This window comes from Thalassovita autumnalis (assembly GCF_001458255.1).
Taxonomy (GTDB): domain Bacteria; phylum Pseudomonadota; class Alphaproteobacteria; order Rhodobacterales; family Rhodobacteraceae; genus Thalassobius; species Thalassobius autumnalis.
Map to the genome: position 1 here is coordinate 39,628 of NZ_CYSB01000036.1, position 22,794 is coordinate 62,421.

Here is a 22,794-nt window from a genome sequence, read left to right on the forward strand (position 1 = left end):
TCTTTTGGCTAGATCGCAGCCACCTCATAATCCGGTCGGATTTCGCACTGTTCCAGCACCTGTTCCACGTTTTGACTGGCCAGAAACCCATAGGGGGTCAGCAGCACCGATTTCAGCCCTGCGGCATTGCCGCCGAGTATGTCAGTGTGGGGGCTGTCGCCGACCATGAAGACACGGTCGCGTGGGATCTCTGGCGGTAGGGTGGCCAGCGCCATGTCAAAGGCATTGTCAAACGGCTTGCCAAAGAAGGTGGGGGCGATTGCGAGGCTGTCGGCGATGTCATGGGCGAAAAAACCAGGCTCAACGCTGAAGCCGGTTTCGCGTGGTGCCACAAGGTCGGGGTTGCCGATCCAAAAAGGCCGTGGTGCCTTGGCGAGGGATCTGGCCAAAATCTCCTGATGTTCGGGGCTCCAGCCTTTGCTGCCGAGGAACAGAAATCCCTCCACCACGTCATAGTCTGCCGGATCGGAGGTCAGCAGGCGATGATCCAAGTCTGTCAGGTCATCTGTGTCAGAGCCTTCGGGCAGGATCACGCCCCAGTGTCGGGCAGGGGCCTTGGCTGCGGCGGCGATCAGCACCTGACGGCTGGAGACCACCTCCTCAAGGGTGAAATCAAATCCCAGCCGGTGATATTTCGCCAGCAGATCCTGCACCGGCACACTGGCGGCATTGGTCAGCACCCGCAGCTCTTTGCCCAAGGACCGCAGTTCGGCCAGGCGTTCTGGCGCGCCGGGCACAGGTGCTTCGCCAATGTTGAGCACGCCAAAGGCATCCAGAAGCAGCGCATCAAAATGATCCGCGATCTCTGCCAGATTGGCCGCGCGATGGGTGACCCGAGGCGTTCCCGCCTCGGGCAGTCTGTGTCTGACCGCCTCATACCTGGCAAACGCCGTGTGGTAATCGGTGGTCCTGAACCCTGCTGGCATCAGATGATGGCCCCGCGCACCTTGGCCGAGACCCATTCGCTGATCACCACAGCAAAGAGGATCACGATCAGGATCAGGCTGACCTGCGGCCAGGCCAGCACGTTCAGCGATGCCGAAAGCTGCAGGCCAATGCCGCCTGCGCCCACAAGGCCCAGCACGGTGGATTCGCGGATGTTGATGTCCCAGCGGAAGACAGCAATGCCTGCAAAGGCCGGCAAGATCTGCGGCACGATGCCATAAACCATCACCTGCCAGCGCGAGGCGCCGGTGGCGGTGATCGCTTCAACCTGCACTTCGTTGATCTCTTCGATCGCCTCATAGAGCAGCTTGGCACAGAACCCGATGGAGCGGATGGCGATGGCCACCACACCGGCAAAGACACCGGGGCCGATGATGGCAATCAGCAACAGCGCCCAGATCAGCGAGTTGATCGAGCGGGTTGAGACGATGATCAAAAGCGCGATCGGGCGCACGAACACGGTGGAAGGCGTTGTGTTGCGCGCTGCCATAAACGCCGTTGGCACTGCCAGAAACAGGGCGATGATCGTGCCGAGGGTGGCGATGTTCAACGTGTCCCAGATCGGGCGGCCAAGCTGGGCGAAATATTCCCACTTGGGCGGCGTGGCGCGGTCCCAGATGTCGCCTGCAATGCGCGGGGCATCGGTGACGAAGAACCAGGTGGTTGCGGCGCTGATCTGCTGCCAGCAGTAGACAAAGACTGCAACGCTTAAGAGCCAGCCAAACCAGCGTGTCAGACTTTCAGAGCGGGTACGGCGTTGCCAGACCCGGGTTCCGTTCTGTTCATGATACGGCATTATTGAACCCTCGCCCTGATGATGCCCGAGAGGTATTCCAGCGCCATGACGATCCCGATTATGATGATCAAAATGGCGGCGGCGGTGTCATATTCGTAGCGGTCAAAGGCGGTGTTCAACGTCGCCCCGATGCCACCGGCCCCCACCAGCCCCAGAATGGCACTTTCGCGGAAGTTGATGTCGATGCGATACATTGACAGGCCAATCAAGCGCGGCATGACCTGCGGCTGGACACCGTAGTTGATCCATTGCATCCAGCGTGCGCCGGAAGCTTTGATCGCCTCTGCCTGCACGCGGTCCATGCTCTCAATATCTTCGGCCAGCAGTTTCGACAGGAAGCCGATGGTGGCAAAGCTGAGGGTCAGGAAACCTGCCAGCGGTCCAAAGCCGAAGATCGCCACCAAAAGGATCGCGACGATAATCTCCTGCAGGGCGCGGCTGACGGCCACGATGCCACGGCAGATCAGATAGACCGGCATCGGGGCAATGTTGCGCGCAGCGCCCAGCCCGATGGGTATTGAGATGGCGATGCCCACGACCGAGGCCGCAACGGTCATCACGATGCTTTCCACCATCCCGTCCCAAATGTCGCCAGCGCGGCTGGTGAAATCGGGGCTGGTGAAGGCCAGGATAAAGGCGGCGCCACGGTCCAGCCCTTCGTAGACACGGGTCCAGTTGACATCAATCGTCATGAAGGAGGCAATGAGATAGGCCGCAAAACCGATCATCAGCATCCAGCGCAGCCAGGCCCGTTTGACCAGCGGCGGACGCTGCCATTTCTGCCCGATCAGGGCATTTAGCTCAGGGGAGATGGCGCTTCTCATGCGGCGGCCCCTTCATCTTCGTCCTCATCCTCGACCTTTTCGATGGTCGCTTCCCAGTCTTCTTCGCCGTAGATCGTGGTCAGCACATCCGGGGTAAGTTCCTGCGGGGTGCCATCAAATTCAATTGCACCAAAGCGCAGGCCGACGACGCGGCTGACAAACATCTGCGCCAGGGCCACATCGTGGATGTTGATGATCGCGGCCAGGCCACGTTCCGCACAGAGCTCACAAATCAGGCGCATGATCTGGCGGCTGGTTTTCGGATCAAGCGAGGCGGTCGGTTCATCGACCAGCAACAGCTTCGGATCCTGAATAAGGGCGCGGCAGATGCCGACCCGCTGACGCTGACCGCCTGACAGTTCATCGGCCCGTTTGTCGGCCATTGCCAACAGGCCCACGCGGTCCAGCAGGCGATAAGCCTCATCCACATCTTTTTGCGGGTATTTGCGCAGGAAGCTGCGCCAGAATCCAACATAGCCCAAGCGGCCGGACAGAACGTTCTCCATTACGGTCAGACGTTCCACCAGCGCATATTCCTGAAAGATCATCCCCATCTGACGCCGCGCCTGACGCAACTCACCAGAGGAGAGTTTGGTCAGATCGGTATCGTCCAGCCACACCTCGCCGCTGGTGGGTTCCACCAGACGGTTGATGCAGCGGATCATGGTGGATTTACCAGCCCCCGAAGGGCCGATGAGGGCCAGCACCTGGCCATCGGGAATTTCCAGGTCGATGGATTTCAGCGCCTGATCCCCGGTTTTATATGTCTTGAGTAGTTTCTTGAGCCTGAGCATGACCGCCTCATTTATTGCAGACGGCGGGGCCACAGAGACCCCGCCGCGATTTCGTCACCAAAGCTTACTTACAGGCGTAGCTGACGTCGTTGGCGCTGTCGATTTTGCGGATCACATCCCAATGTTCCTGATAGGTGATCGGGATGAACTGCGCTTCGCCGTTTTTGCCGAACTCTTCTTCCAGGCTGGAACCTTCCCAGTTGAAGCTGAAGAAAGCGTCCTGAATGTTGGCCTGCAGCTCAGGCGTCAGGTTGTAGGCCACACCATAACCGGTGGTCGGGAAGGTCTGCGATTTGTAGAGCGAGACCAGCTGGTCTTCTTTCACGACATCCCGCGAAATCATCCGCGCCAGAACCGAGTTGGCGATCGATGCGGCCTGATAGTCCTTGTTGGCCACACCCAGGATCGAGTTGTCGTGCTTGCCCGAATAGACCGGCTCAAAATCCCGCTCAGGGATCATGTCATAATCGGCTTTCAGGATCGCCGAAGGTGCTTTGAAGCCCGAGTTTGAGGTCGGCGAGGTGAAGGCCAGCTGTTTGCCTTTGATGTCCTCAACCGCTTCGATACCCGAACCGGGGTAGGTCAGGATTTCCATCTCATAGCCGAACGATCCATCGGCACCTGCCATGATGGTGAAAGGGCGGAAGCCCGCGCAGTTCACCGCCAGCGGGTTGGAGCCCGTGTTGAAGCCCGCAATATGCAGACGGCCCGAACGCATCGCTTCGATCTGGGCGGCATTGGACTGTACCGGGAAGAAGACAACTTTTTTGCCGGTTTTCTCTTCCAGATAGCTCAGGAAATCGGCCCAGGCCTCTTTATAAACCGCGGGATCTTCCACCGGGGTGTAGGCAAAGACCAGCGTGGACGGATCCATCTGCTTGCTGGCGTCGGTGGGGATGTCTGCGATTAGATCGCCGTCGGCGTCGCAATACATCGCGTCCAGCGTGCCACGCTCACATTCGGCCTGTGCGGCACCGGCAACCAGTGAGGTCGCGGCGGCCAGAATGGCCACATAAGATGTTCTCAGTTTCATGTTCTTTCCTCCCGTTGGTGTTTTAAGTATTTGATGATGCGACCAGAACCTCGACGTTTGCCGCGTCCAAATCTGCGGCAAGCGCCCCTCCTGGGGACTGGTCAACAATCAGGGTCTCTAATCTGTCCAGCGCGCCAACTTGGCGAAATCCGGGCAGGTCGAACTTTTGTGAATCAATAAGCAAATGCGCTTTCTTGGCGCGGCGGATCATCGTGGTTTTCACAGCGGCAAATCCGGGCACGGATTCCTGAATGCCATCCGCATTTAGCGCCGAGGCGCCGATGAAACAGGCATCAACCTGAAACCCGTTCAGATAGTCCACCGTGTCCACGCCGGTTGTCGCCGCCTCGGACGGCATGAAACGGCCGGGGCATTGGAACACATCGATGCCCTTGCTGGTGCCCAAGACCAATGCAATCTCAAGCGAGTTGGTGACCACAGTGCAGCGGGTGCCGGAATGGGCCAGAAACCGCGCCATCTGGAAGGTGGTTGAGCCTGAATCGATCATGATCCGCTGCCCGTCCTCAACCAAGCTGGCCGCCGTGCGACCGATGGTTTCGCGTTCTGAAATCCGCGCCTTGCTGCGTTCGCCAAAACCGGGCTGTTGGCCAAAACTGGGGGCCGAGGCCCCGCCGTGTTCCCGCGCCAGCCGGCCGTCGCGATCCAACTCGTCCATGTCGCGGCGGATGGTTTCTGACGAGACCGCAAAGCGCCGCGCCATATCTGAAATCCGCACATGTGGACGCAGCTTCAACTCCTGCAGGATCTGCTCCTGCCGGTCGGATTTTCGCAGCCTTTGGCGCTGCTCCATCTCAGTTGTCTCTGGTCCCACCATGTGGCGCATCCACCGGAAAAATGTGCGTTCCCACAAAACTGTGTGGGATTCGGCAATTCATGCAACAATTTTGTTGGTGTACCTCACATTTTGGCCCGTATATCCGTAGACCTACGGTTCCTTCAACGTCCTCAAAGGGCTGCGGTCTGGGAACGCGTGTTGCGCAGCTGGTCCAATTCCTGCGCGCCTCCACCCGAAACCGTCAGTACCTGACCGCTGCGCCAAGAGGCCGCAAGGGAGCGGAGAAACAGCGCCACCTTGCCATCCGTTGGAGTGTTTTTTCGTCAAACATGTCGGCCCCCTTGTAATTGGATCAACCAATTAGGGCTTTCACAGCATGCTGCTGGTCTGGGGCAGGCGACATGAGGAAAGGCAAAGCATCAGGCGGCCCTACCGGACCAACCTAATGCGTTTTTGTCAGCCGCCCATGATTGGGCAGCAAATGCGGCACATGGGGCCTAGGCCTCAGCCGCGCTCATGCGGCGTTCCAACCAGCGCACGCCGGCCGAAACGATCAGGATCAGCACCAGATATTCCAGCACCAGAATGGTGTAGATTTCCAGCGGGCGGTATTCCGAGACCACCAGCTCATTGGCTTTGCGGGTCAGCTCCTGCATCCCGATAACGGAGACGAGCGAGGACATTTTCAGCATATAGACCAGTTGGTTACCCAAGGCTGGCAGAATGCGGCGGATCGCCTGAGGCAGGATCACATAGCGCATGGTGTCGCGGTAGCTGAGGGAAATGGACTGCGCCGCCTCATATTGGCCTTTGCCGATCGATTGAATGCCAGCGCGAAAAATCTCAGCCTGAAAGGCGCTGTCAGACAGGGCCAGCGCCAAAACACCCGCCCAGAACACATTCAGGGTGATGCCACTCAGCTGCGGCAGACCGTAGTAAACCCAGAGGATCAGCACCAGAATGGGCACCGCGCGCACAATCTCAACATAGGTGCGGTTGAAGGCACGCCAGCCGCGTTTGCTGGACAGGCCGGGCAGGGCCACCAGCAGGCCAAGCGTGATCGAAATCAGGATCGCCGTCAGCGACATGATGATGGTGTTATAGGCCCCACTCATCAGGAATTTTAGGTTGGTCGCACCGTTTGGCGTGGTGGGATCCACGACATACCAGCCCCAGTTGCCGGAACATCCAGACAACAGCATCAACAGGGGCGCGAGGATAAGAAAACGTTTCATCAGGGCGCCTCAGTGGTTCAGGATCTGTTCAAGGAAGGTGGCACAGCGCTGCGACTTGGGCGCGGTGAAGAACTGGTCCGGCGTGCCGGTTTCCACAATCTCGCCCTTGTCCATGAACACCATCTTATCAGCCACACGGCGGGCAAAGCCCATTTCATGGGTGACCACAATCATCGTCATGCCGCTTTGTGCCAGTTCCACCATGACCTCCAGCACCTCGGCGATCATTTCTGGGTCCAGGGCTGAGGTCGGCTCATCAAACAGCAGGATCCGTGGCTCCATACAAAGCGAGCGCGCGATCGCCACGCGCTGTTGCTGCCCGCCGGACAGATGGCGCGGAAACTTTGCAGCCTGATCGGGGATTTGCACCCGTTCCAGATAGGTCATCGCGCGGGCTTTGGCGTCTTCTTCGCTCAGCCCCAGCACGCGGCGCGGGCCAAGGGTCAGGTTTTCCAGAACCGTCAGATGCGGGAACAGATTGAACTGCTGAAACACCATGCCAACGCTGCCGCGGATCTTCTCCAGGCTGTCCTTGCTGTCACTCAGCGTCATGCCATCCACGATGATTTCACCGGCCTCATGGCTTTCCAGCCGGTTGATACAGCGGATCAGGGTGGATTTGCCGGACCCCGAGGGCCCGCAGACCACAACCCGCTCCCCCTGCGCGACATCCAGTGAGACATCTTTCAACGCCTGAAAATCATCGAAGTGTTTCGACACGTTTCGCATCGAGATCACGGGTGGGGGGGCACTGCGTGCATCCGTCATGTCTGTTCGTCTTCTTTTCTGTCACCGCACGGGTTTGTGATTTTTTCACAGAAGCTTACCCGTCGCACTTTCCATGTCATTCTGGCAACCTAGCTATGATCGACAGGTTGAAAAGGGAATGACATGAAGTTCTTCAAAATTGCTGCCGCCACTGCGGTATTGGCTTTCTCCGCGGTTCAAGCGACTGCTGAATCCGCGTTGAGTGATATTCTGAGCTCTGGTGTGCTGAAAGTGGGCACAACAGGCGACTGGAACCCTATGACAATGCGCAATGTCGCCACAAACTCTTATGAGGGGTATGACATTGATGTGATGACCGAACTGGCCGCCGATCTGGGGGTTGAGGTGGAATTTGTGCCGACCGATTGGAAAACCCTGGTCGCAGGCGTGACCTCGGGCCAGTACCACATCACCGGGTCGGCGTCGGTTTCGCCGTCGCGGGCCAAAACCGCCGGCTATTCGAACAGCTACTTCTCACTGGCCACGGTGCCGCTGACGCTGAAGAAAAACGAAGGCCGTTTCAACGATTGGGATGATCTGAACAAGGCCGATGTGTCGGTCGCCGCGACGCTGGGCACCACCCAGGAGGCACAGGTGAAACAGTATTTCCCCGATGCCACCCACCGCATCGTTGAAGCGCCCGCGCGTGACTTCCAAGAGGTGCTGGCCGGCCGTGCCGATGCCAACATCACCTCGAACGTTGAGGCAAACAAACTGGTCGCCAAATACGATCAGCTGATGATCGTACCTGTCAGCGCCGGTCGTTCGCCGACGCCGATTGCGATGTTGCTGCCCCAGGACGATCAGGTCTGGATCAACTACGTCAACACCTGGATCGCACTGAAGCAGGAACGCGGCTTCTTTGATGAGTTGGGCAAGAAGTGGCAGCTGCTGGCTGAGTAACTACTCTACTTTTTCAAAGGGCAGGGCCGCGCGTCGGGCCTGCCTTTTCCTTTGGTGAAAGACATCCTATGTTGCAGATCTATTCTGACCCCGTATCGCTCTACTGTGCCAAGCTGCGCATCCTGTTGCGCCACAAGGCCATCGATTTCGAAGAACTGGCGCCCCCCGGTGGCTACGGGTCTGAGGCCTATAAATCCATCGTCCCCTCCGGCAACCTGCCTGCGATGCTGCATGATGGGTTCCAACTGGCAGATTCCGAGGCGATTGCCGAATATCTGAATGAGGCCTTCGTGGATGTGCCAATGTTGCCGGTAAACCTGCAGCTGCGCGCGAAAGCCCGCGAGAAGAGCCGTTTCCATGACACTCGGCTGGAACCCTCGGTGCGGGCGTTTTTCCCGCAGGTGGCCTATGCGGGCCGTGATGCGGATCGGGTGAAAGCGCTTGGGGAGGCGATGAGCCAGCACCTGTCCGCATTGGATCTGCTGTTGGACCACAGCCCGCTGGACACCTCTGAGCTTTATCTGTGTGACTGCGGCTTTGCGGTGACCTTTGCCTGGATCCACGCCTTTGAGGCGGATTGCGGCCTGCAGGTGACATGGCCAGACCGGGTGCGCGCTTATGAGGAACGCCTGCATGGCTTTGCCGCCGTGGCTGAGGAACTGGCGGCTTACAAACCGGCAATGGACGGCTACATGACCAAGGCCCACGCGCCCTAAGTCACTATAGCGCTTCGGAGAACCCATCCTGCGGGGTGGTCAGGCGCACGTGACGCAAAAAGGCCCGGCCGACATGGGACAGCGGCCGGTCCTCACTGGAAAAGAACGTGGTGGTGAAATGGATCGGCGCGTTGAACCGGCGGTAAACGATCCTGTCATCAGGATAAAGCGCTGAGGGAAACGGGTTCAGAATAGACACCCCGACGCCGGCCTTCACCATATCTGCAGCAAACTGCCAGGTGTCGGCCTCCATCACGGGCGGTTTGTACACCCCGGCCTGCGCCATGATGCGGTCAAAGGTCCCCCGGGTGATGTTGTTCTGCGTCAGTGAGATCAGGTTTTCATCGCGCAGATCGGTTGGCTCAATCTGTTCTTTCGCGGCCAGCGGATGATCTGACGGCAGCGCGCAAACCGCAGGTGAGCGGCGGAACGGAATGGTCTTCAGGCCCGAACGGGTCATATCCACTCCAACCAGCGCCAGATCACAGCTGTGTTCCAGCACATAGCGTGGCATGTCGTCATTGGTCGCGACCAAGATGCGCAGATTGTAATCCGGCTTGGCGCGCATGAAACTTGCGCAGATATCGACAAGATAGCGATGGGTGTAGCTGGGCGGCGAAATCAGCGTCAGGGTTTCCCTTACCGGCTCGATCGGCCCATCGATCCGCGCCAGCGCATCAAACAGCGGGTCCAGCCGCCGGTTCAGCTGCAGGGCTTCTGCGGTGGGCCGCAGGCGGCCGCCATCTCTCTCAAACAGAATGTAACCTGTGCGTGCCTCGAGGTTGGCAATGGAGCGGCTGACAGCGGGTTGCGACAGGCTCAAATGGGCCGCCGCAGCCGAGGCTGTGCCGGTCTCCATCAATGCACGAAACGCTTGGTATTCGGGCAGGCTGTGCCAGTTTTTACGCGCCATTATTAAGGTCCTGCAGCTTTCCTGATTGATCTATAACTAAAAGTTATAGTTGGGCTAATTGCCTATTACATTACCTTGGGTATCATCGCGGCGACCAAGACCCAACCAAAAGATTTACAACCCTTGCCTGATCGTCCCACTGCCTCCGACCTGAAACAGCCGCTGATCTTTGATGGCCACAACGACCTCTTGCTGAAGGTCCAGCGCGCCGGCGGCCTGTCTGCCCTGTCTGATTACATGGAGGGCGGACCGGGGCATCTGGATCTGCCAAAGGCAAAGGCGGGGGGCTTTGGTGGCGGCTTCTTCGCGATCTACGTGCCTTCGGCCAGCAATGCCGATGTCGACGATCTGGAAGTGCGCGATCCCCCCTATGACCTGCCGCTTCCCGATGCGATTGGCTGGGAAGATGCGATGACCGTGGCGATGTCACAGTTTGCTGTCCTCCTGCGTCTGGAGGAACAGGGTGGCCTGAAAATCGCCCGCACGGCGCGTGAAATCCCCGAGATTATGGCCCAGTGCAAAGTGGCCGCCATCGCCCATATGGAAGGGGCCGAGGCGATTGACCCCGATTTTGAAACGTTGGAGGTGCTTTATGCCGCGGGCCTGCGCTCGCTTGGCCCGGTCTGGAGCCGCCCCACCATCTACGGACACGGCGTGCCGTTTCGCTTCCCATCGGATGGCGATATCGGCCCCGGCCTGACCGATCACGGCGTCCGGCTGGTGCGCCGTTGTGACGAAATGGGTGTGATGATCGACCTGTCGCATCTGAATGAGGCTGGGTTCTGGGATGTGGCGCGCCACAGCACCAAGCCATTGGTCGCCACCCATTCTAACGCCCATGCGCTGTCTGCCTCGGCCCGCAACCTGACCGACAAGCAACTGGATGCCATTGCCGAAACCGACGGCATGGTGGGCCTGAACTTCGCCACCGCCTTCCTGCGGGAGGATGGGCGAATGGATGCGGACACGCCGCTCGATACCATGCTGCGCCACCTCGATCACCTGATGTCGCGTCTGGGTGAAGACCGTGTCGGCTTTGGCTCTGATTTCGATGGGGCAATGGTTCCCGCCGAAATCGGCGATGTCAGCGGGCTGCCCGCGCTGCGCAAGGCCATGATGGATCATGGCTATGACGCGGCGCTTTTAGAAAAGCTCTGCCACCGGAACTGGGTCCGAGTGCTGGAGGCAAGCTGGGGCCACTAACCCGGCATGCAAGAAAAATCCCAGATAAAACCAACAGGAGAACGGATAGAAATGTCTTATTTCAGAAAACTGATGGCGACTGCGGCAATGGGTGTCGCGGTGGGTGTGACCGCCCTGCCTGTGATTGCAGAAACGCCAGCCAATATGCTGGTGATCGCCAACCGTATCGACGACATTACCACGCTGGACCCGGCGCAGAGCTTTGAATTTGCGGGCTCCGACGTGCTGCGCAATGTTTATGGCAAGCTGGTCAACTTTGACCCGAACAACCTGGATGCCGGCTACCAGCCCGATCTGGCCGAAAGCTGGACCGTGTCCGAAGACGGCAAAACCATCACCTTCACCATGCGCGAAGGTGTGAAGTTCCACTCAGGCAACCCGGTACGCGCCGAAGACGTGGCCTTCTCGCTGAAGCGTGTGGTTCTGCTGAACAAAACCCCGTCGTTCATCATCACCCAGTTCGGCTTCACCCCGGAAAACGTGGATGAAACCATTGTGGTTGACGGCAACACCGTGTCGATCACCACCGACAAGCGTTACGCCACCTCCTTTGTTCTGAACTGCCTGACAGCGACCATCGGCGGCGTTGTCGACAAAGAGCTGGTGATGGCCAACGAAGTTGACGGCGATATGGGCAACACCTGGCTGGCCACCAACTCGGCAGGCTCGGGCCCGTACAGCCTGGCCAGCTGGAAGCCGAAGGAAAGCGTCACGCTGAACGCCAACGCTGACTACTACGGTGGCGCGCCGGCGATGAAACGCGTGATCGTGCGTCACGTACAGGAATCCGCCACCCAGCGTCTGATGCTGGAACGTGGTGACATTGACGTGGCCCGTGACCTGAACCCGTCGGACGTCGAAGGCGTGCGCGCGGCAGAAGGTGTGGAAATCCTGGAAGAGATGCGCGGCCGTCTGATGTACATCGCCGCCAGCCAGAAACACCCTGAGCTGTCCAAGCCTGGTGTCCGTCAGGCGCTGAAGTATCTGATCGACTATGAGGGCATGCAGAACAGCTTCCTCAAAGGCGCTTATGTCACCCACCAGAACTTCCTGCCAAAAACCTATCTGGGTGCGGTGGATGAGAACCCGTTCTCGCTGAACCTCGACAAAGCCAAGGCCCTGCTGGCCGAAGCAGGTGTTGACGGCATGGAGCTGACCATCGGTGTGCGTGAAGCGCAGGAACGTCTGGAAATCGCCCAGTCGCTGCAGAACACCTTTGGTCAGGCGGGCATCACCGTGAACCTTGAGGTGGGTACTGGTAAACAGATCCTGGGCAAATACCGTGCCCGCGAACTGGACATCTACCTGGGGGCCTGGGGCCCGGACTATCCCGATCCTCACACCAACGCAGGCACCTTTGCCTATAACCCCGACAACTCGGATGCAGCAAATGCCACCGGCCTTCTGGCCTGGCGCAACAGCTGGGACACCGGTGGTCTGACCGAAAAAACCGCCGCAGCGGTTGTGGAAGGCGACCGTTCCAAACGTGCCGAGATGTATCAGGGCATTCAGGCACAGTTCCGCGATACCTCGCCTTTTGCTGTGATGTTCCAGAAGGTTGAGCAGGCCGGTGTTGCAGACAACATCGAAGGTCTGAACCTTGGCGGCGCCATCACCGCAGTGTCTTACTGGACCGTGACCAAGTAAGATGCGGGCGCAACGTACCTTCGTGAAGAGGCAGCCACAGCTGCCTCTTCCTCCATGGGTCCGAGGGTTGGTTATCACCCTCTTTTCCATCTCCATCACCATGTTGGGTCTGCTGCTGGTCACCTTTCTGATCGGTCGCGTGATGCCCATTGACCCCGTTCTGGCTGTTGTCGGTGAACGCGCAAGCCAGGAACAATATGATGCGGTCTTCAAAGACCTTGGGCTGGATAAGCCCCTCATTGTACAGTTTTTCTACTATGTCTCGGATGTGCTGCGCGGCGATTTTGGCCAGTCCTTGCTGACGGCCCGCCCGGTTGCCGATGACATTGCCCGTGTGTTCCCCGCAACCTTTGAACTGGCCACCATCGGCATCTTACTGGGCTGCATCCTTGGCGTGCCGCTGGGCGTGATTGCCGCCGTGCGCCGTGGCTCCTGGATCGATCAGATCGCCCGTGTTGTCGCGCTGGTGGGGTATTCCATGCCGATCTTCTGGCTGGGCCTGATGGGGCTGTTGCTGTTTTACGGAATCCTTGGCTGGGTCGGCGGACCGGGCCGTCAGGGGATTTTTTACGAGGATATGATCCCCTCTGTGACCGGCATGATCCTGATTGACTCGGCGCTGGCCAGGGATTGGGGGGCCTTCTGGGATGCGTTTTCCCATATCATCCTGCCGGCTTCATTGCTGGGGTACTACAGCCTCGCCTATATCAGCCGGATGACCCGGTCGTTCATGCTGGAACAGCTCTCGGCCGAATATGTCACCACCGCGCGCGTCAAAGGCATGAGCGAATGGGCGGTGATCTGGGGCCATGCGTTCAAGAATATCCGGGTGCAGCTGATCACCGTGATTGCGCTGTCCTATGCCAACCTGCTGGAAGGGTCGGTGCTGACCGAGATCATCTTTAGCTGGCCGGGCATCGGCAGCTATATCACCACGGCGCTGCTGTCTGCGGATATGAACGCGGTACTTGGCGGCACGGTTGTGGTGGGGCTGGTGTTCATCTGTCTGAACGTCTTCTCGGACCTTCTTTATAAATTCTTCGATCCGAGGTCCAAATGAGCAGTCAAGCATCCTCTTTGCACGCCTGGCTGACGTCAGAGACCCCGACGTCCCGCCGGCAGGCCCGCTGGGCCGCCGTCTACAAGGGCTGGCTGTCGCTGAAGTCAAACCACATGGCGATGGCCGGTCTGGCGATCATCATTGCGTTGATCACTGTGGCCGCCTTGGCCCCCTGGCTGGCGCCACATGATCCCTTTGTGCAGGACCTTGGCAACCGGCTGCAGCCGCTGGGCGCCGAAGGCCATGTTCTGGGCACTGACAGTCTGGGCCGTGATATCCTCAGCCGGCTGATCTACGGCGCGCGGATCACGCTTTACATCGTGGCGCTGGTGGCGCTGATTGCGCCCATCGTCGGGCTGCTGGTCGGCACTATTTCGGGCTATGCCGGGGGATGGGTGGATCTGGTGATGATGCGCATCACCGATATCTTCCTGGCCTTTCCCCGTCTGGTTCTGGCGCTGGCCTTTGTGGCCGCATTGGGCGCAGGGATTGAAAACGCCGTGCTGGCGATCAGCCTCACCGCCTGGCCGCCCTATGCGCGGATGGCACGGGCCGAAACCCTGACCATTCGCGGATCTGACTATATCAGCGCGATCCGACTGCAGGGGGCTGGCCCGTTGCGGATCATCACCAAACACATCTGGCCGCTTTGTATTTCGTCGCTGATCGTGCGGGTCACGCTGGATATGGCCGGGATCATTCTGGCCGCTGCGGGCCTTGGCTTCCTGGGGCTTGGTGCGCAACCGCCCAGCCCGGAGTGGGGTGCCATGATTTCTGAGGGGCGTCGGTTCCTGCTGGATCACTGGTGGGTCGCCACCATGCCCGGCCTTGCCATTTTCACCGTGTCGCTGGCGTTCAACCTGTTGGGTGACGGTCTGCGCGATGTGCTGGACCCGAAGGATAGCAGCTCATGACCACGCTACTTGATGTTAAAAACCTCTGGGTCAAGTTCCCCACCCGCAACGGTATCTTCGATGCGGTGCGTGGTGTCAGCTTCTCGCTGGGCAAGGAACGGCTGGGGATCGTTGGTGAAAGCGGTTCGGGCAAGTCCATGACCGGCCGGGCCATTCTGCAGCTGATCCGTAAACCCGGCATGATCGAAGCCGATCACATCGCGCTGCAGGGTCAGAACCTTTTGAATCTGAGCGAAAAGCAGATGCGCAGCGTGCGGGGCAAACAGATCTCAATGGTGATGCAGGATCCCAAGTTTTCGCTGAACCCGGTGCTGACTGTGGGCGATCAGATTGTCGAGGCCTACCGGCTGCACAACAAAGCCAGCAAGGCCGAGGCCCGCGCCAAAGCGCTGGAGATGTTGGAGGCGGTTTCGATCCGCGATCCTGAACGGGTTATGAAGGCCTATCCGCATGAGATGTCCGGTGGCATGGGGCAGCGCATCATGATCGCCATGATGCTGATCCCGAACCCGGAAATCCTGATCGCGGATGAGCCGACATCGGCCCTTGATGTGTCGGTGCAGGGGCAGGTGCTGTCGATCATGGACCGGCTGGTCAAGGAGCGTGGCATGGGGCTGATCTTCATCAGTCACGACCTGAACCTTGTGTCGCAGTTCTGTGACCGGGTGCTGATCATGTATGCCGGTCGTGTGGTTGAGGTCTGCCAGGCGGACAAGCTGCATGAGGCCAAACACCCCTATACGCAGGGTTTGCTAGGATCTTTGCCGAAATTTGACGCACCGCGTCCCCGGCTGGAGGTTCTGAACCGTGATCCAGCGTGGCGTGAAGCCCCCAGCGTGGAGAGCACATCATGAGCAATGCGTTGAAGATCAAAGATCTGAACGTCTACTTCGGCGATCATCATGACCTGTTTCAGGCGGTGAAATCGGCCAGCTTCACGGTCGAGAAAGGCAGCAGCTTTGGCCTGGTCGGCGAAAGCGGATCGGGCAAGTCGACGATCCTGAAAGCCCTGACCGGTCTTGCCCCCCAGTGGGAGGGCGAGATGACTGTCGCCGGGCAGCAGCTGGGACTGAAACGGGATCGCAGTTTCTACAAGACGGTGCAGATGGTGTTTCAGGATCCCTATGCCTCGCTGCATCCGCGGCAATCGGTGGATCAGGTACTGTCAGAAACGCTGAAACTGCATGGCTTCAGCGACATTAATGACCGTATTGAGGCGCTGCTGAAGGATGTTGGACTTGGTCCGGCGTTCCGGTTCCGCTATCCGCACCAGCTGTCGGGGGGGCAACGTCAGCGGGTGGCGATTGCCCGGGCCCTGGCGTCTGAGCCGCAGATCCTTTTGCTGGATGAACCGACCTCGGCGTTGGATGTGTCGGTGCAGGCGGAAATCCTGAACCTGCTGAGCGACCTGCGCGCCGAACATGGGCTGACCTTTGTGATGGTGTCTCACGATCTGGCGGTGGTCTCGCACATGTGTGACCAGACCGCCGTGATGCGCAACGGTGAGATTGTGGAGATCATCAGCATCGAAGACATGCGCGCCGGCAAGACCGCACATGACTACACCAGCCAGCTGCTCCATGCCTCGGTCAATCGTGTCGCCTAAGTGAGCAACTGAACCAAATGCCAAGGGCCGCAGCTGTTCCGCTGTGGCCCTTGGCGGTTTTGGGGCGGGCGGATGATGCGTCAGAGGTCTGCATCCGCAGTCTTGACTGTGCGGCGGAATATTGGATGTATCAGATCGATACATCGGATTTCAGGCGGTATTGGTGATGCGCAAACTTCATGACATTGATCTCAAGCTGCTGCGCAGTTTTCAGGCAATTGCTGAGGCAGGCGGCATCGCGGGCGCGCAGGTGGCGTTGAACGTCAGCCAGTCCACCCTCTCTACCCAATTGGCGGATCTTGAGGCGCGGCTGGGCTTTCGCCTGTGTCGCCGGGGGCGTGGTGGATTTGCGCTGACAGATGAAGGCCAGCAGCTGCTGGACGCGATGGAGGATCTCTTCGCCGCGGCAGATCGGTTCCAAAACGCCACCGCCACCATTTCCGGTGAAATGCGCGGCGTTTTGCGGATCGGCATCATGGACGCCATGTTGGCCAATCACGCCTGGCCGCTGCCGGACGTCCTGGGCCGGTTTTCGGCCCGCGCCCCGCACACCCATGTTGACCTGTCGCTGGTCTCCCCCGCCGCGATGGAGGGGCTGGTGCTGGACGGCAAACGCGACGCGGTGATAGGGCCCTTCCCGGAAAAGCGCGCAGGTCTCAGCTATCTGCCACTGTTTCAGGAACGCCATTCCCTCTATGCCGCCCGCCATCATCCGCTGGCGCAGGAGGAGGCGATCACGTTTGACACCCTGAGCCGCCATGCCCTGATTGTCACCGCCGGTGAGATGCGGCGCTTTCCGTTTATTCGCACTGGCCGGGCCAAGTCTGGCGCAGAGGACCGTGAAAACATCTACCCGGCCGCGACGGTGGATCAGATGGAAACCCATGCGATCCTGATCCGCTCGGGCCGGTTTGTGGGGTTCCTGCCGGATTACTACGGCGCCAGCTTGACGGATCTGGCGGTGTTGCCCACTGGCAAGGAGCTGCAATATCTGTCTCCGATCTATCTGGTCAGCCGCAAAGGCGGTGACGACAATCTGATCCTGCGCCGGTTCCTGAAGGACGTGGCGGATCAGCAGCTGATTGCGGGGCCGCTGACGCGCGGTGGGGCGGTGGTGCCGCTGGCTGAGTAGTTGTATCGGAAAATCCGATGTGAATGGCAGGTATCTTGGATGTTTCGCTGTGATGCCGCGGGCTATTGCGGGTCAAACCCTTTGACCGGAGACCTCAAATGCCCACCCCTCACGCGCCCTTGGTTCTGGATGCCGCTGCCGTTGCCGCCCTTTTGCCGCAGGTTGATGCGCTGGCTGCAATGCGCCGCCTGTTCACGGAACTGGGGCGGGGGGACGCCGTGCAACCAGCACAAAGCCTGACGCTGCTGCCCGGCGGGCAGGGCTTTCAGGGGGATTTCATCACCTATCAGGGCGCCAGCCATGGTGCACAGATGTTTGGCGCCAAACTGTCCCCCTATTTGCCACGTGAAGATGGTGCGATTGTCACGGCCTGGACGGTGTTGATGTCCTCGGAAACCGGGCTGCCTTTGATGCTGTGTGATGCGGGGCGCCTGACGGTGGAACGCACCGCCGCCACAACGGCCCTTGCAGTGGATCACCTTGGCGCGGCTGCGGCCCGCCGCCTTGCCATTATCGGATCCGGCGCGGTGGCTGAGGCGCATCTGCGTCACGTGCTGCCGCTGCGGGACTGGCAGGCGGTGCAGGTGTTTTCCCCCAGCTTGCAAGGCGCAGGGCGGGCAGATCATTGGCGCGGCCTCGATCCCCGGGTCACTGTTGCGCAGAGTGCTGATGCTGCCATTGCGGGGGCGGATGTTGTGATGCTCTGCACCTCCTCCGGTCAGCCGGTGATCGATACCACAGACGTCACGCCCGGAACCTTGGTCACCTCGATCAGCACCAATGTGGCCCGCGCCCATGAGGTGCCGCCAGCGTTCCTAAACCATGCGGAGGTTTACTGCGATTACCGCGCCACAACACCTGTGACCGCCGGTGAAATGGTGATCGCGGCTGAACAGGGCTGGGACGCCGGCGCCATTCGCGGTGATCTGGCGGAGCTGCAGTGTGAGCAATGCCCAAACCCCAGCGGCGACAGGCCGGTGTTTTTCCGTTCCATTGGCCTGGGGCTGGAGGATATCTTTATGGCCGAGGCGGTCTATCAGGCCGCCCGCAGCGCCGAGTGAACAACGACAGATAACAAACGACAGATAAGAAAAGGCAGAGATCAGATGGATATCAAACCCTTCGGTGTTGAGATGTGGATGAATGAGTTCGAAACCAAATGCGAACTCAATCTGGCGGAAACCTGCGTGGAATCGATCACGCTGGGCGAACTGGCCGATCTGTCGGGTACGGGCGCGGCGCTGTGGCAGGCGCTGGCCGATATGAAAATGACCTATGGCGCCATCGAAGGCTCGGATCGGCTGCGCGATGCAATTGCAGCGCTGTATGAAAAGCAGAACCGTGAAAACATCCTGACCACCCATGGCACAATCGGGGCAAACTCCCTCGTGCATCAGACGCTGGTCAGCCGCGGCGACCATGTCATTTCGGTCATCCCGACCTATCAACAGCACTATTCCATTCCCGAAAGCCTTGGCGCGGAGATTGAGCTGTTGCATCTGACGCCAGAGCTGGGCTTCCAGCCGGATCTGGATCAGCTGCGCCAGATGGTGCGGCCGGACACCAAGTTGATTGCAATCAATAACCCCAACAACCCTACCGGCGCCTTGATGGACCGTGCTTGCCTTGAAGCGATTGTGGAGATTGCGCGCGGCTGTGGCGCCTGGCTGCTGTGTGATGAGGTCTATCGCGGCACCGATCAGGTGGGGGATGGCATGACGGTTTCCGTGGCGGATCTTTATGAAAAGGGCATCAGCACCGCTGGCATGTCCAAGGCCTATTCGCTGGCCGGGTTGCGTCTGGGCTGGATTGCGGGGCCCGAGGAGCTGTTGCATCAGGTGATGATCCACCGTGATTACAACACAATCTCGGTGGGTATGGTGGATGAGTTTCTGGCCGCCATCTCGCTGGAGCATAAGGACAAGATCCTTGCACGCTCGCGCCAGATCACCCGGGACAATCTGCAGATTCTGGCAGACTGGGTGGATCAGGAACCGCTGATCAGTTGGATCAAACCGCGATCCGGCACAACGGCGCTGCTGCGCTATGATCTTCCGATCACCTCACGTGAGTTCTGTGTCACGCTGCTGCAGGAAGAGGGCGTGATGCTGACGCCTGGAAGCGCGATGGAAATGGAGGGGTGGCTGCGCATCGGCTACACCAATCCGCAAGCCGACCTGAAGGCAGGGCTAAAACGCCTGTCAGCCTTCCTCAACCGCCGCAGCTAAAGCAGGACGCGACGGGGCGGGCTATTGGCCCGCCTCCGCTTCAACCTTGATCGGCTCCGGCGGGTAAAGCCAATGCATGAACGGGCGTTTGTACCCTTCGCGCTGGGCCTCCTTGCGTCCGGGCCAGAGGCCGTATTCGCGACGGAAGTGTTCGATGCAGGCATTGTCCGCGGCAAGGCGCCCGTGATCGCGGTAGACAAATTTGCCCAGACGGTGAGTGTGATGGGCCCCGTAAGGTTTGCGCAGGATGCTGGCTGGCTGAACCAACCAGATCGGAATGCCGCGACGTGCCAGATGCCCAGACAGCCAGGGATCGTCCACCGTCCACAAAATGTCTGGAATATCAAAGACCGCAGCATCGAAAAACGAAGGTTTGACCATCACGCCACGATAGCCCTCCAGAATGTCGACATAGCCGCTTTGGATGTAGGGCTGGGGCTTGTAGGTGAAGAGCGACGCCAGACGTGAGAGCCGGTAGGCGAAACCCTTTTGCCGCCGCTCGGCCCGGGGCTGTTGTTCAAAATCGCGCAGATACCGGTGGCCGACGGGGCGGTCATCCAGATCATAGCCTTTGCCGACCAGACATTTATCCGGGTGGTCCTGACGAGCGGCCAGAAACTTGGCGGCCCAATCCGGTTCGTATTTCTGGTCATCATCGCAGAACAGGATATCGATATCCTGACCTTGCAGGTCTTTCACGGTGGGTAGGATTTTGGTTGCGGGGCCCAGATCCTCATCGCACCAATGAGCCGTGATGCCGTCCGGCAGGTGGCTGGTGTCAATTTTAGCCCCCGGAAACCGGCGGTAACTGTGGCAGAGGTTCAGCCGGATTTCTGTCGGTTTGGCTGTTTGCTTCAATAGATCCCGCAATGTCGGGGCGATCTTGTTGATCCGCGGCGGGGTGGTGGTCAAACTAATAATATAAGGCGTCATGGTAAAATAATCTGTGTAACTGGTTTGTAATGGAGCCTCCTATAACGGCGTGGCTTTGTGATCTCTTTTGTTTTCGGCGCGCAAGACTGATCATAGCGCTGGCTGTGGCAGCATAGCAGCATATTCGCTCTCTGCGTGTGGCGCTTTCGCGTATGGGGGGTGCTCTGTGGGGTTAACCCCTTTTCAGCCAGTCGATTAGTCGCGTCAAAGCTTCGCTCTGGTCGCCGGTTTTGGGCCAGACGAGGTAATAGGTGCCATCGGCCTCGGTGACGTCACCGCAGGCGGGCACAACGCGCCCGCGTGAGATTTCCGCCTCGGCCAGGTATTGCGGCAGCAAGGCCGCGCCGAAACCAGCGGCTACCGCTTCGGACATATTGGCGAATTGATCAAACAGCATGCCGCGCAGGCGGCTGGCGGTGAGGCCCTGTTGTGCAAACCAACCTTCCCAGGCGCCGGGGCGACTTTCGAGATGCAGCAATGGCATTTCCAGCAGCGCCTCTGGTGTCAGCGGCAGTTTGGGTGCAAAACCCGGGGCACAAACGGCCATCACCCGTTCCGTGGCCAGCGGCAGATAGTTTACGCCCGGCCAGTTCTGACTGCCAAAATGCAGCGCCGCGTCAAAGGGATCCTGCTGAAAATCAAACGGCAAAACGCGGGTCGATTGGTTGATCAGAATGCCCGGGTGTGCCTCATAAAACCCGCGCAATCGGGGTGTCAGCCAATACATCCCAAAAGACGGCAAAACCGCCAGGTTGAGGCTGCTGCGCGATCCGGTAGCCTTTACCTTGAGGCTGGCCTGGGCGAGGTTTTTCAGCACCTCACGGACTGACTTTGCATAGGTTTCCCCGGCCAATGTCAGCTTCAGCCCTTTGCCGTCGCGTACAAACAGTGAGACGCCGATCTGTTCCTCCAGAACCTTCAACTGGCGGCTGACGGCCGAATGCGTAAGCGACAGATCCTGCGCCGCTGCAGTGGCGCTGCCAAGGCGGTCCACGGCCTCCAGCGCGGTCAGGGAATTGATCGAAGGAAGAAAGCGGCGCGAGGCGATCATGTGAGTTTTTCTCCAAGGTGTGCGATTTCTTACCGTTATTCATTCTGGATACGAAGTGTTAATTGCACAAAAACGACAAACAGCAAGGGACGTGCCGATGTCCGCATCTGCCCAAGGTTTTCGCCGCGCCAGCCGGATTTCAGCCATTCAGCTGTCAGAAATTGCGCAGTTGAGTGAGCGCGCCGCAGCCCTGCGCGCCGCCGGCAAAGATGTGGTGGCCCTGTCCACCGGGGAGCCTGATTTTCCAACCCCACCCCATGTAGTTGAGGCCGCGCATCAGGCGGCGCTGGCGGGGCAGACGGGCTACACCGCCACCCTGGGCACCCCGGCCCTGCGCGCGGCCATCGCGGCAGAGGCGGGCGTGTCCCCGGCTGAGGTCATCGTGTCCACCGGTGCAAAGCAGGTGCTGGCAAATGCGATGCTGGCCAGCCTTGATCCCGGGGATGAGGTCATCATGCCCGCGCCGTACTGGACTAGCTATTCCGATATTGTTGCAATGGCCGGCGGCAGCCCGGTGGTGGTGCCCTGTGACATGGCGCAGGGATTTAAACTGACGCCCGGCCAGCTTCAGGCGGCGATAACCCCGCGCAGCCGTTGGGTGATGCTGAACGCGCCCTCCAATCCCAGCGGCGCGATCTACACCCCGGCAGAGCAAGCAGCGCTGGCCGAGGTGCTGCGCGCCCATCCGCAGGTGATGGTTCTGGTTGATGAGATCTATGCCCATCTGAGCTACCAGCCTTTCACCTCTTTTGCGGAGGCGGCACCGGATCTGAAGGATCGGATGCTGATCGTAAACGGCGTGTCCAAAGCCTATGCGATGACGGGCTGGCGGATTGGGTGGGGGATTGGCCCTGCCGATATGATCCGTGCGATGGGGGCAGTGCAGGGGCAGGTGACCTCTGGCGCCTGTTCTGTTTCGCAGGCGGCGGCATTGGCGGCTTTGACTGGCGATCAGGCGCTGTTGATCACACGGCTGGAGGAAATGCGCCAGAGGCGAGACCGCGTCGTCGCAGCGCTCAATGCGATTGAGGGTATCCGCTGTCCGGCGCCGGATGGGGCGTTCTACGTCTTCCCGGATATCCGTGGGGCTATGGCCAAAGGTGGTTTTGACACGGATGCTGATTTCTGCGCCGCCTTGCTGGATCAGCAGGGGCTGGCGATTGTGCCGGGGCGTGCCTTTGGCCTGCCGGGGCATGCACGGCTATCCTTCGCCTATGCCAAGGAAGAGATCGAAGCGGGCCTTGCCCGTATCGCAGCCTTTGTGGCGGCGTTCTGAGCCAGCCCACTGCGACAAGAC

At 59.6% G+C, this 22,794-nt stretch carries 23 protein-coding genes; 12 read left to right on the plus strand and 11 right to left on the minus strand.

Annotated features, from left to right (window positions below; translation table 11 throughout):
* Positions 1-8: 8 nt before the first annotated feature.
* The 8 genes from TL5118_RS13795 to TL5118_RS13830 form a co-directional block, all read right to left on the minus strand.
* Positions 9-926: an HAD-IIA family hydrolase gene (locus TL5118_RS13795; protein WP_058242773.1), complete on the minus strand. Its 918-nt coding sequence runs from the start codon at positions 924-926 to the stop codon at positions 9-11.
* A complete protein-coding gene (gene phnE / locus TL5118_RS13800; protein WP_058242687.1) occupies positions 926-1,741 on the minus strand; it encodes a phosphonate ABC transporter, permease protein PhnE in 816 nt (271 codons plus the stop codon). Before phnE (TL5118_RS13800) ends, TL5118_RS13795 begins: the two co-directional genes overlap by 1 nt.
* Positions 1,741-2,565 (minus strand): phosphonate ABC transporter, permease protein PhnE, encoded by an 825-nt coding sequence (gene phnE, locus TL5118_RS13805; RefSeq protein ID WP_058242688.1) that lies wholly within the window; start codon positions 2,563-2,565, stop codon positions 1,741-1,743. The genes phnE (TL5118_RS13800) and phnE (TL5118_RS13805) overlap by 1 nt, the downstream gene beginning before the upstream one ends.
* Entirely contained in the window at positions 2,562-3,359 is a 798-nt protein-coding gene (phnC, locus tag TL5118_RS13810) for a phosphonate ABC transporter ATP-binding protein (protein ID WP_058242689.1), read from the minus strand. The genes phnE (TL5118_RS13805) and phnC overlap by 4 nt, the downstream gene beginning before the upstream one ends.
* A 64-nt stretch (positions 3,360-3,423) precedes the next feature.
* On the minus strand, positions 3,424-4,392 hold the full coding sequence (gene phnD, locus TL5118_RS13815; RefSeq protein WP_058242690.1) for a phosphate/phosphite/phosphonate ABC transporter substrate-binding protein: 969 nt from the start codon (positions 4,390-4,392) through the stop codon (positions 3,424-3,426).
* Between the two features lie 22 nt (positions 4,393-4,414).
* Positions 4,415-5,227, minus strand: a complete 813-nt coding sequence (locus TL5118_RS13820; RefSeq protein ID WP_242601781.1) for a DeoR/GlpR family DNA-binding transcription regulator — start codon at positions 5,225-5,227, stop codon at positions 4,415-4,417.
* Between the two features lie 458 nt (positions 5,228-5,685).
* The gene (locus TL5118_RS13825; RefSeq protein WP_058242692.1) at positions 5,686-6,423 is read right to left on the minus strand and encodes an amino acid ABC transporter permease; all 738 of its coding nucleotides are present in this window, start codon (positions 6,421-6,423) and stop codon (positions 5,686-5,688) included.
* A gap of 9 nt (positions 6,424-6,432) precedes the next feature.
* Positions 6,433-7,191 (minus strand): amino acid ABC transporter ATP-binding protein, encoded by a 759-nt coding sequence (locus TL5118_RS13830; protein ID WP_058242693.1) that lies wholly within the window; start codon positions 7,189-7,191, stop codon positions 6,433-6,435.
* 123 nt (positions 7,192-7,314) lie between these two features.
* Here TL5118_RS13830 and TL5118_RS13835 point away from each other — a divergent pair, with 123 nt between their 5' ends.
* Entirely contained in the window at positions 7,315-8,094 is a 780-nt protein-coding gene (locus TL5118_RS13835; protein ID WP_058242694.1) for a transporter substrate-binding domain-containing protein, read from the plus strand.
* Positions 8,095-8,162: 68 nt separating this feature from the next.
* Positions 8,163-8,810 carry a glutathione S-transferase family protein gene (locus tag TL5118_RS13840; protein ID WP_058242695.1) on the plus strand — a complete coding sequence of 216 codons (648 nt, stop codon included), beginning with the start codon at positions 8,163-8,165 and terminating at the stop codon, positions 8,808-8,810.
* 4 nt (positions 8,811-8,814) lie between these two features.
* Here the strand turns inward: TL5118_RS13840 and TL5118_RS13845 are convergent, their stop codons facing one another.
* Positions 8,815-9,723: a LysR substrate-binding domain-containing protein gene (locus tag TL5118_RS13845; RefSeq protein ID WP_058242696.1), complete on the minus strand. Its 909-nt coding sequence runs from the start codon at positions 9,721-9,723 to the stop codon at positions 8,815-8,817.
* Positions 9,724-9,873: 150 nt separating this feature from the next.
* On the opposite strand from TL5118_RS13845, the gene TL5118_RS13850 reads away from it, so the two are divergent.
* From TL5118_RS13850 to TL5118_RS13890, 9 genes are all read left to right on the plus strand, one after another.
* Complete coding sequence (locus TL5118_RS13850; protein WP_058242774.1) at positions 9,874-10,926, plus strand: dipeptidase; 1,053 nt, start codon at positions 9,874-9,876, stop codon at positions 10,924-10,926.
* Between the two features lie 51 nt (positions 10,927-10,977).
* The gene (locus TL5118_RS13855; protein WP_058242697.1) at positions 10,978-12,573 is read left to right on the plus strand and encodes an ABC transporter substrate-binding protein; all 1,596 of its coding nucleotides are present in this window, start codon (positions 10,978-10,980) and stop codon (positions 12,571-12,573) included.
* A 67-nt stretch (positions 12,574-12,640) separates the two neighbouring features.
* Entirely contained in the window at positions 12,641-13,633 is a 993-nt protein-coding gene (locus TL5118_RS13860) for an ABC transporter permease (RefSeq protein ID WP_082626199.1), read from the plus strand.
* A complete protein-coding gene (gene nikC / locus TL5118_RS13865) occupies positions 13,630-14,547 on the plus strand; it encodes a nickel transporter permease (protein ID WP_058242699.1) in 918 nt (305 codons plus the stop codon). Before TL5118_RS13860 ends, nikC begins: the two co-directional genes overlap by 4 nt.
* Positions 14,544-15,401 (plus strand): ABC transporter ATP-binding protein, encoded by an 858-nt coding sequence (locus TL5118_RS13870; RefSeq protein WP_058242700.1) that lies wholly within the window; start codon positions 14,544-14,546, stop codon positions 15,399-15,401. Before nikC ends, TL5118_RS13870 begins: the two co-directional genes overlap by 4 nt.
* Positions 15,398-16,153, plus strand: coding sequence for an ABC transporter ATP-binding protein (locus TL5118_RS13875; protein ID WP_058242701.1), 756 nt, complete (start codon positions 15,398-15,400; stop codon positions 16,151-16,153). Before TL5118_RS13870 ends, TL5118_RS13875 begins: the two co-directional genes overlap by 4 nt.
* Before the next feature lie 166 nt (positions 16,154-16,319).
* The gene (locus TL5118_RS13880) at positions 16,320-17,285 is read left to right on the plus strand and encodes a LysR family transcriptional regulator (RefSeq protein WP_058242702.1); all 966 of its coding nucleotides are present in this window, start codon (positions 16,320-16,322) and stop codon (positions 17,283-17,285) included.
* Between the two features lie 98 nt (positions 17,286-17,383).
* On the plus strand, positions 17,384-18,346 hold the full coding sequence (locus tag TL5118_RS13885) for an ornithine cyclodeaminase family protein (RefSeq protein WP_058242703.1): 963 nt from the start codon (positions 17,384-17,386) through the stop codon (positions 18,344-18,346).
* 45 nt (positions 18,347-18,391) lie between these two features.
* Positions 18,392-19,513: an aminotransferase gene (locus TL5118_RS13890; RefSeq protein WP_058242704.1), complete on the plus strand. Its 1,122-nt coding sequence runs from the start codon at positions 18,392-18,394 to the stop codon at positions 19,511-19,513.
* Between the two features lie 21 nt (positions 19,514-19,534).
* Here TL5118_RS13890 and TL5118_RS13895 read toward each other — a convergent pair whose 3' ends face one another.
* On the minus strand, positions 19,535-20,446 hold the full coding sequence (locus tag TL5118_RS13895; RefSeq protein ID WP_058242705.1) for a glycosyltransferase family A protein: 912 nt from the start codon (positions 20,444-20,446) through the stop codon (positions 19,535-19,537).
* A gap of 172 nt (positions 20,447-20,618) precedes the next feature.
* Positions 20,619-21,497 carry a LysR family transcriptional regulator gene (locus TL5118_RS13900; RefSeq protein WP_058242706.1) on the minus strand — a complete coding sequence of 293 codons (879 nt, stop codon included), beginning with the start codon at positions 21,495-21,497 and terminating at the stop codon, positions 20,619-20,621.
* Between the two features lie 97 nt (positions 21,498-21,594).
* Between TL5118_RS13900 and TL5118_RS13905 the strand changes: the two genes are divergently transcribed.
* Positions 21,595-22,773, plus strand: a complete 1,179-nt coding sequence (locus tag TL5118_RS13905; RefSeq protein WP_058242707.1) for a pyridoxal phosphate-dependent aminotransferase — start codon at positions 21,595-21,597, stop codon at positions 22,771-22,773.
* Positions 22,774-22,794: the final 21 nt, after the last annotated feature.

What these genes read in the sequence shown, in the direction of transcription:
- TL5118_RS13795 (WP_058242773.1), bottom strand. Translation starts at nt 926, where the DNA reads ATGCCAGCAGGGTTCAGGACCACCGATTACCACACGGCGTTTGCCAGG.
- phnE (WP_058242687.1), bottom strand. Translation starts at nt 1,741, where the DNA reads ATGCCGTATCATGAACAGAACGGAACCCGGGTCTGGCAACGCCGTACC.
- phnE (WP_058242688.1), bottom strand. Translation starts at nt 2,565, where the DNA reads ATGAGAAGCGCCATCTCCCCTGAGCTAAATGCCCTGATCGGGCAGAAA.
- phnC (WP_058242689.1), bottom strand. Translation starts at nt 3,359, where the DNA reads ATGCTCAGGCTCAAGAAACTACTCAAGACATATAAAACCGGGGATCAG.
- phnD (WP_058242690.1), bottom strand. Translation starts at nt 4,392, where the DNA reads ATGAAACTGAGAACATCTTATGTGGCCATTCTGGCCGCCGCGACCTCA.
- TL5118_RS13820 (WP_242601781.1), bottom strand. Translation starts at nt 5,227, where the DNA reads ATGGTGGGACCAGAGACAACTGAGATGGAGCAGCGCCAAAGGCTGCGA.
- TL5118_RS13825 (WP_058242692.1), bottom strand. Translation starts at nt 6,423, where the DNA reads ATGAAACGTTTTCTTATCCTCGCGCCCCTGTTGATGCTGTTGTCTGGA.
- TL5118_RS13830 (WP_058242693.1), bottom strand. Translation starts at nt 7,191, where the DNA reads ATGACGGATGCACGCAGTGCCCCCCCACCCGTGATCTCGATGCGAAAC.
- TL5118_RS13835 (WP_058242694.1), top strand. Translation starts at nt 7,315, where the DNA reads ATGAAGTTCTTCAAAATTGCTGCCGCCACTGCGGTATTGGCTTTCTCC.
- TL5118_RS13840 (WP_058242695.1), top strand. Translation starts at nt 8,163, where the DNA reads ATGTTGCAGATCTATTCTGACCCCGTATCGCTCTACTGTGCCAAGCTG.
- TL5118_RS13845 (WP_058242696.1), bottom strand. Translation starts at nt 9,723, where the DNA reads ATGGCGCGTAAAAACTGGCACAGCCTGCCCGAATACCAAGCGTTTCGT.
- TL5118_RS13855 (WP_058242697.1), top strand. Translation starts at nt 10,978, where the DNA reads ATGTCTTATTTCAGAAAACTGATGGCGACTGCGGCAATGGGTGTCGCG.
- nikC (WP_058242699.1), top strand. Translation starts at nt 13,630, where the DNA reads ATGAGCAGTCAAGCATCCTCTTTGCACGCCTGGCTGACGTCAGAGACC.
- TL5118_RS13870 (WP_058242700.1), top strand. Translation starts at nt 14,544, where the DNA reads ATGACCACGCTACTTGATGTTAAAAACCTCTGGGTCAAGTTCCCCACC.
- TL5118_RS13875 (WP_058242701.1), top strand. Translation starts at nt 15,398, where the DNA reads ATGAGCAATGCGTTGAAGATCAAAGATCTGAACGTCTACTTCGGCGAT.
- TL5118_RS13880 (WP_058242702.1), top strand. Translation starts at nt 16,320, where the DNA reads ATGCGCAAACTTCATGACATTGATCTCAAGCTGCTGCGCAGTTTTCAG.
- TL5118_RS13885 (WP_058242703.1), top strand. Translation starts at nt 17,384, where the DNA reads ATGCCCACCCCTCACGCGCCCTTGGTTCTGGATGCCGCTGCCGTTGCC.
- TL5118_RS13890 (WP_058242704.1), top strand. Translation starts at nt 18,392, where the DNA reads ATGGATATCAAACCCTTCGGTGTTGAGATGTGGATGAATGAGTTCGAA.
- TL5118_RS13895 (WP_058242705.1), bottom strand. Translation starts at nt 20,446, where the DNA reads ATGACGCCTTATATTATTAGTTTGACCACCACCCCGCCGCGGATCAAC.
- TL5118_RS13900 (WP_058242706.1), bottom strand. Translation starts at nt 21,497, where the DNA reads ATGATCGCCTCGCGCCGCTTTCTTCCTTCGATCAATTCCCTGACCGCG.
- TL5118_RS13905 (WP_058242707.1), top strand. Translation starts at nt 21,595, where the DNA reads ATGTCCGCATCTGCCCAAGGTTTTCGCCGCGCCAGCCGGATTTCAGCC.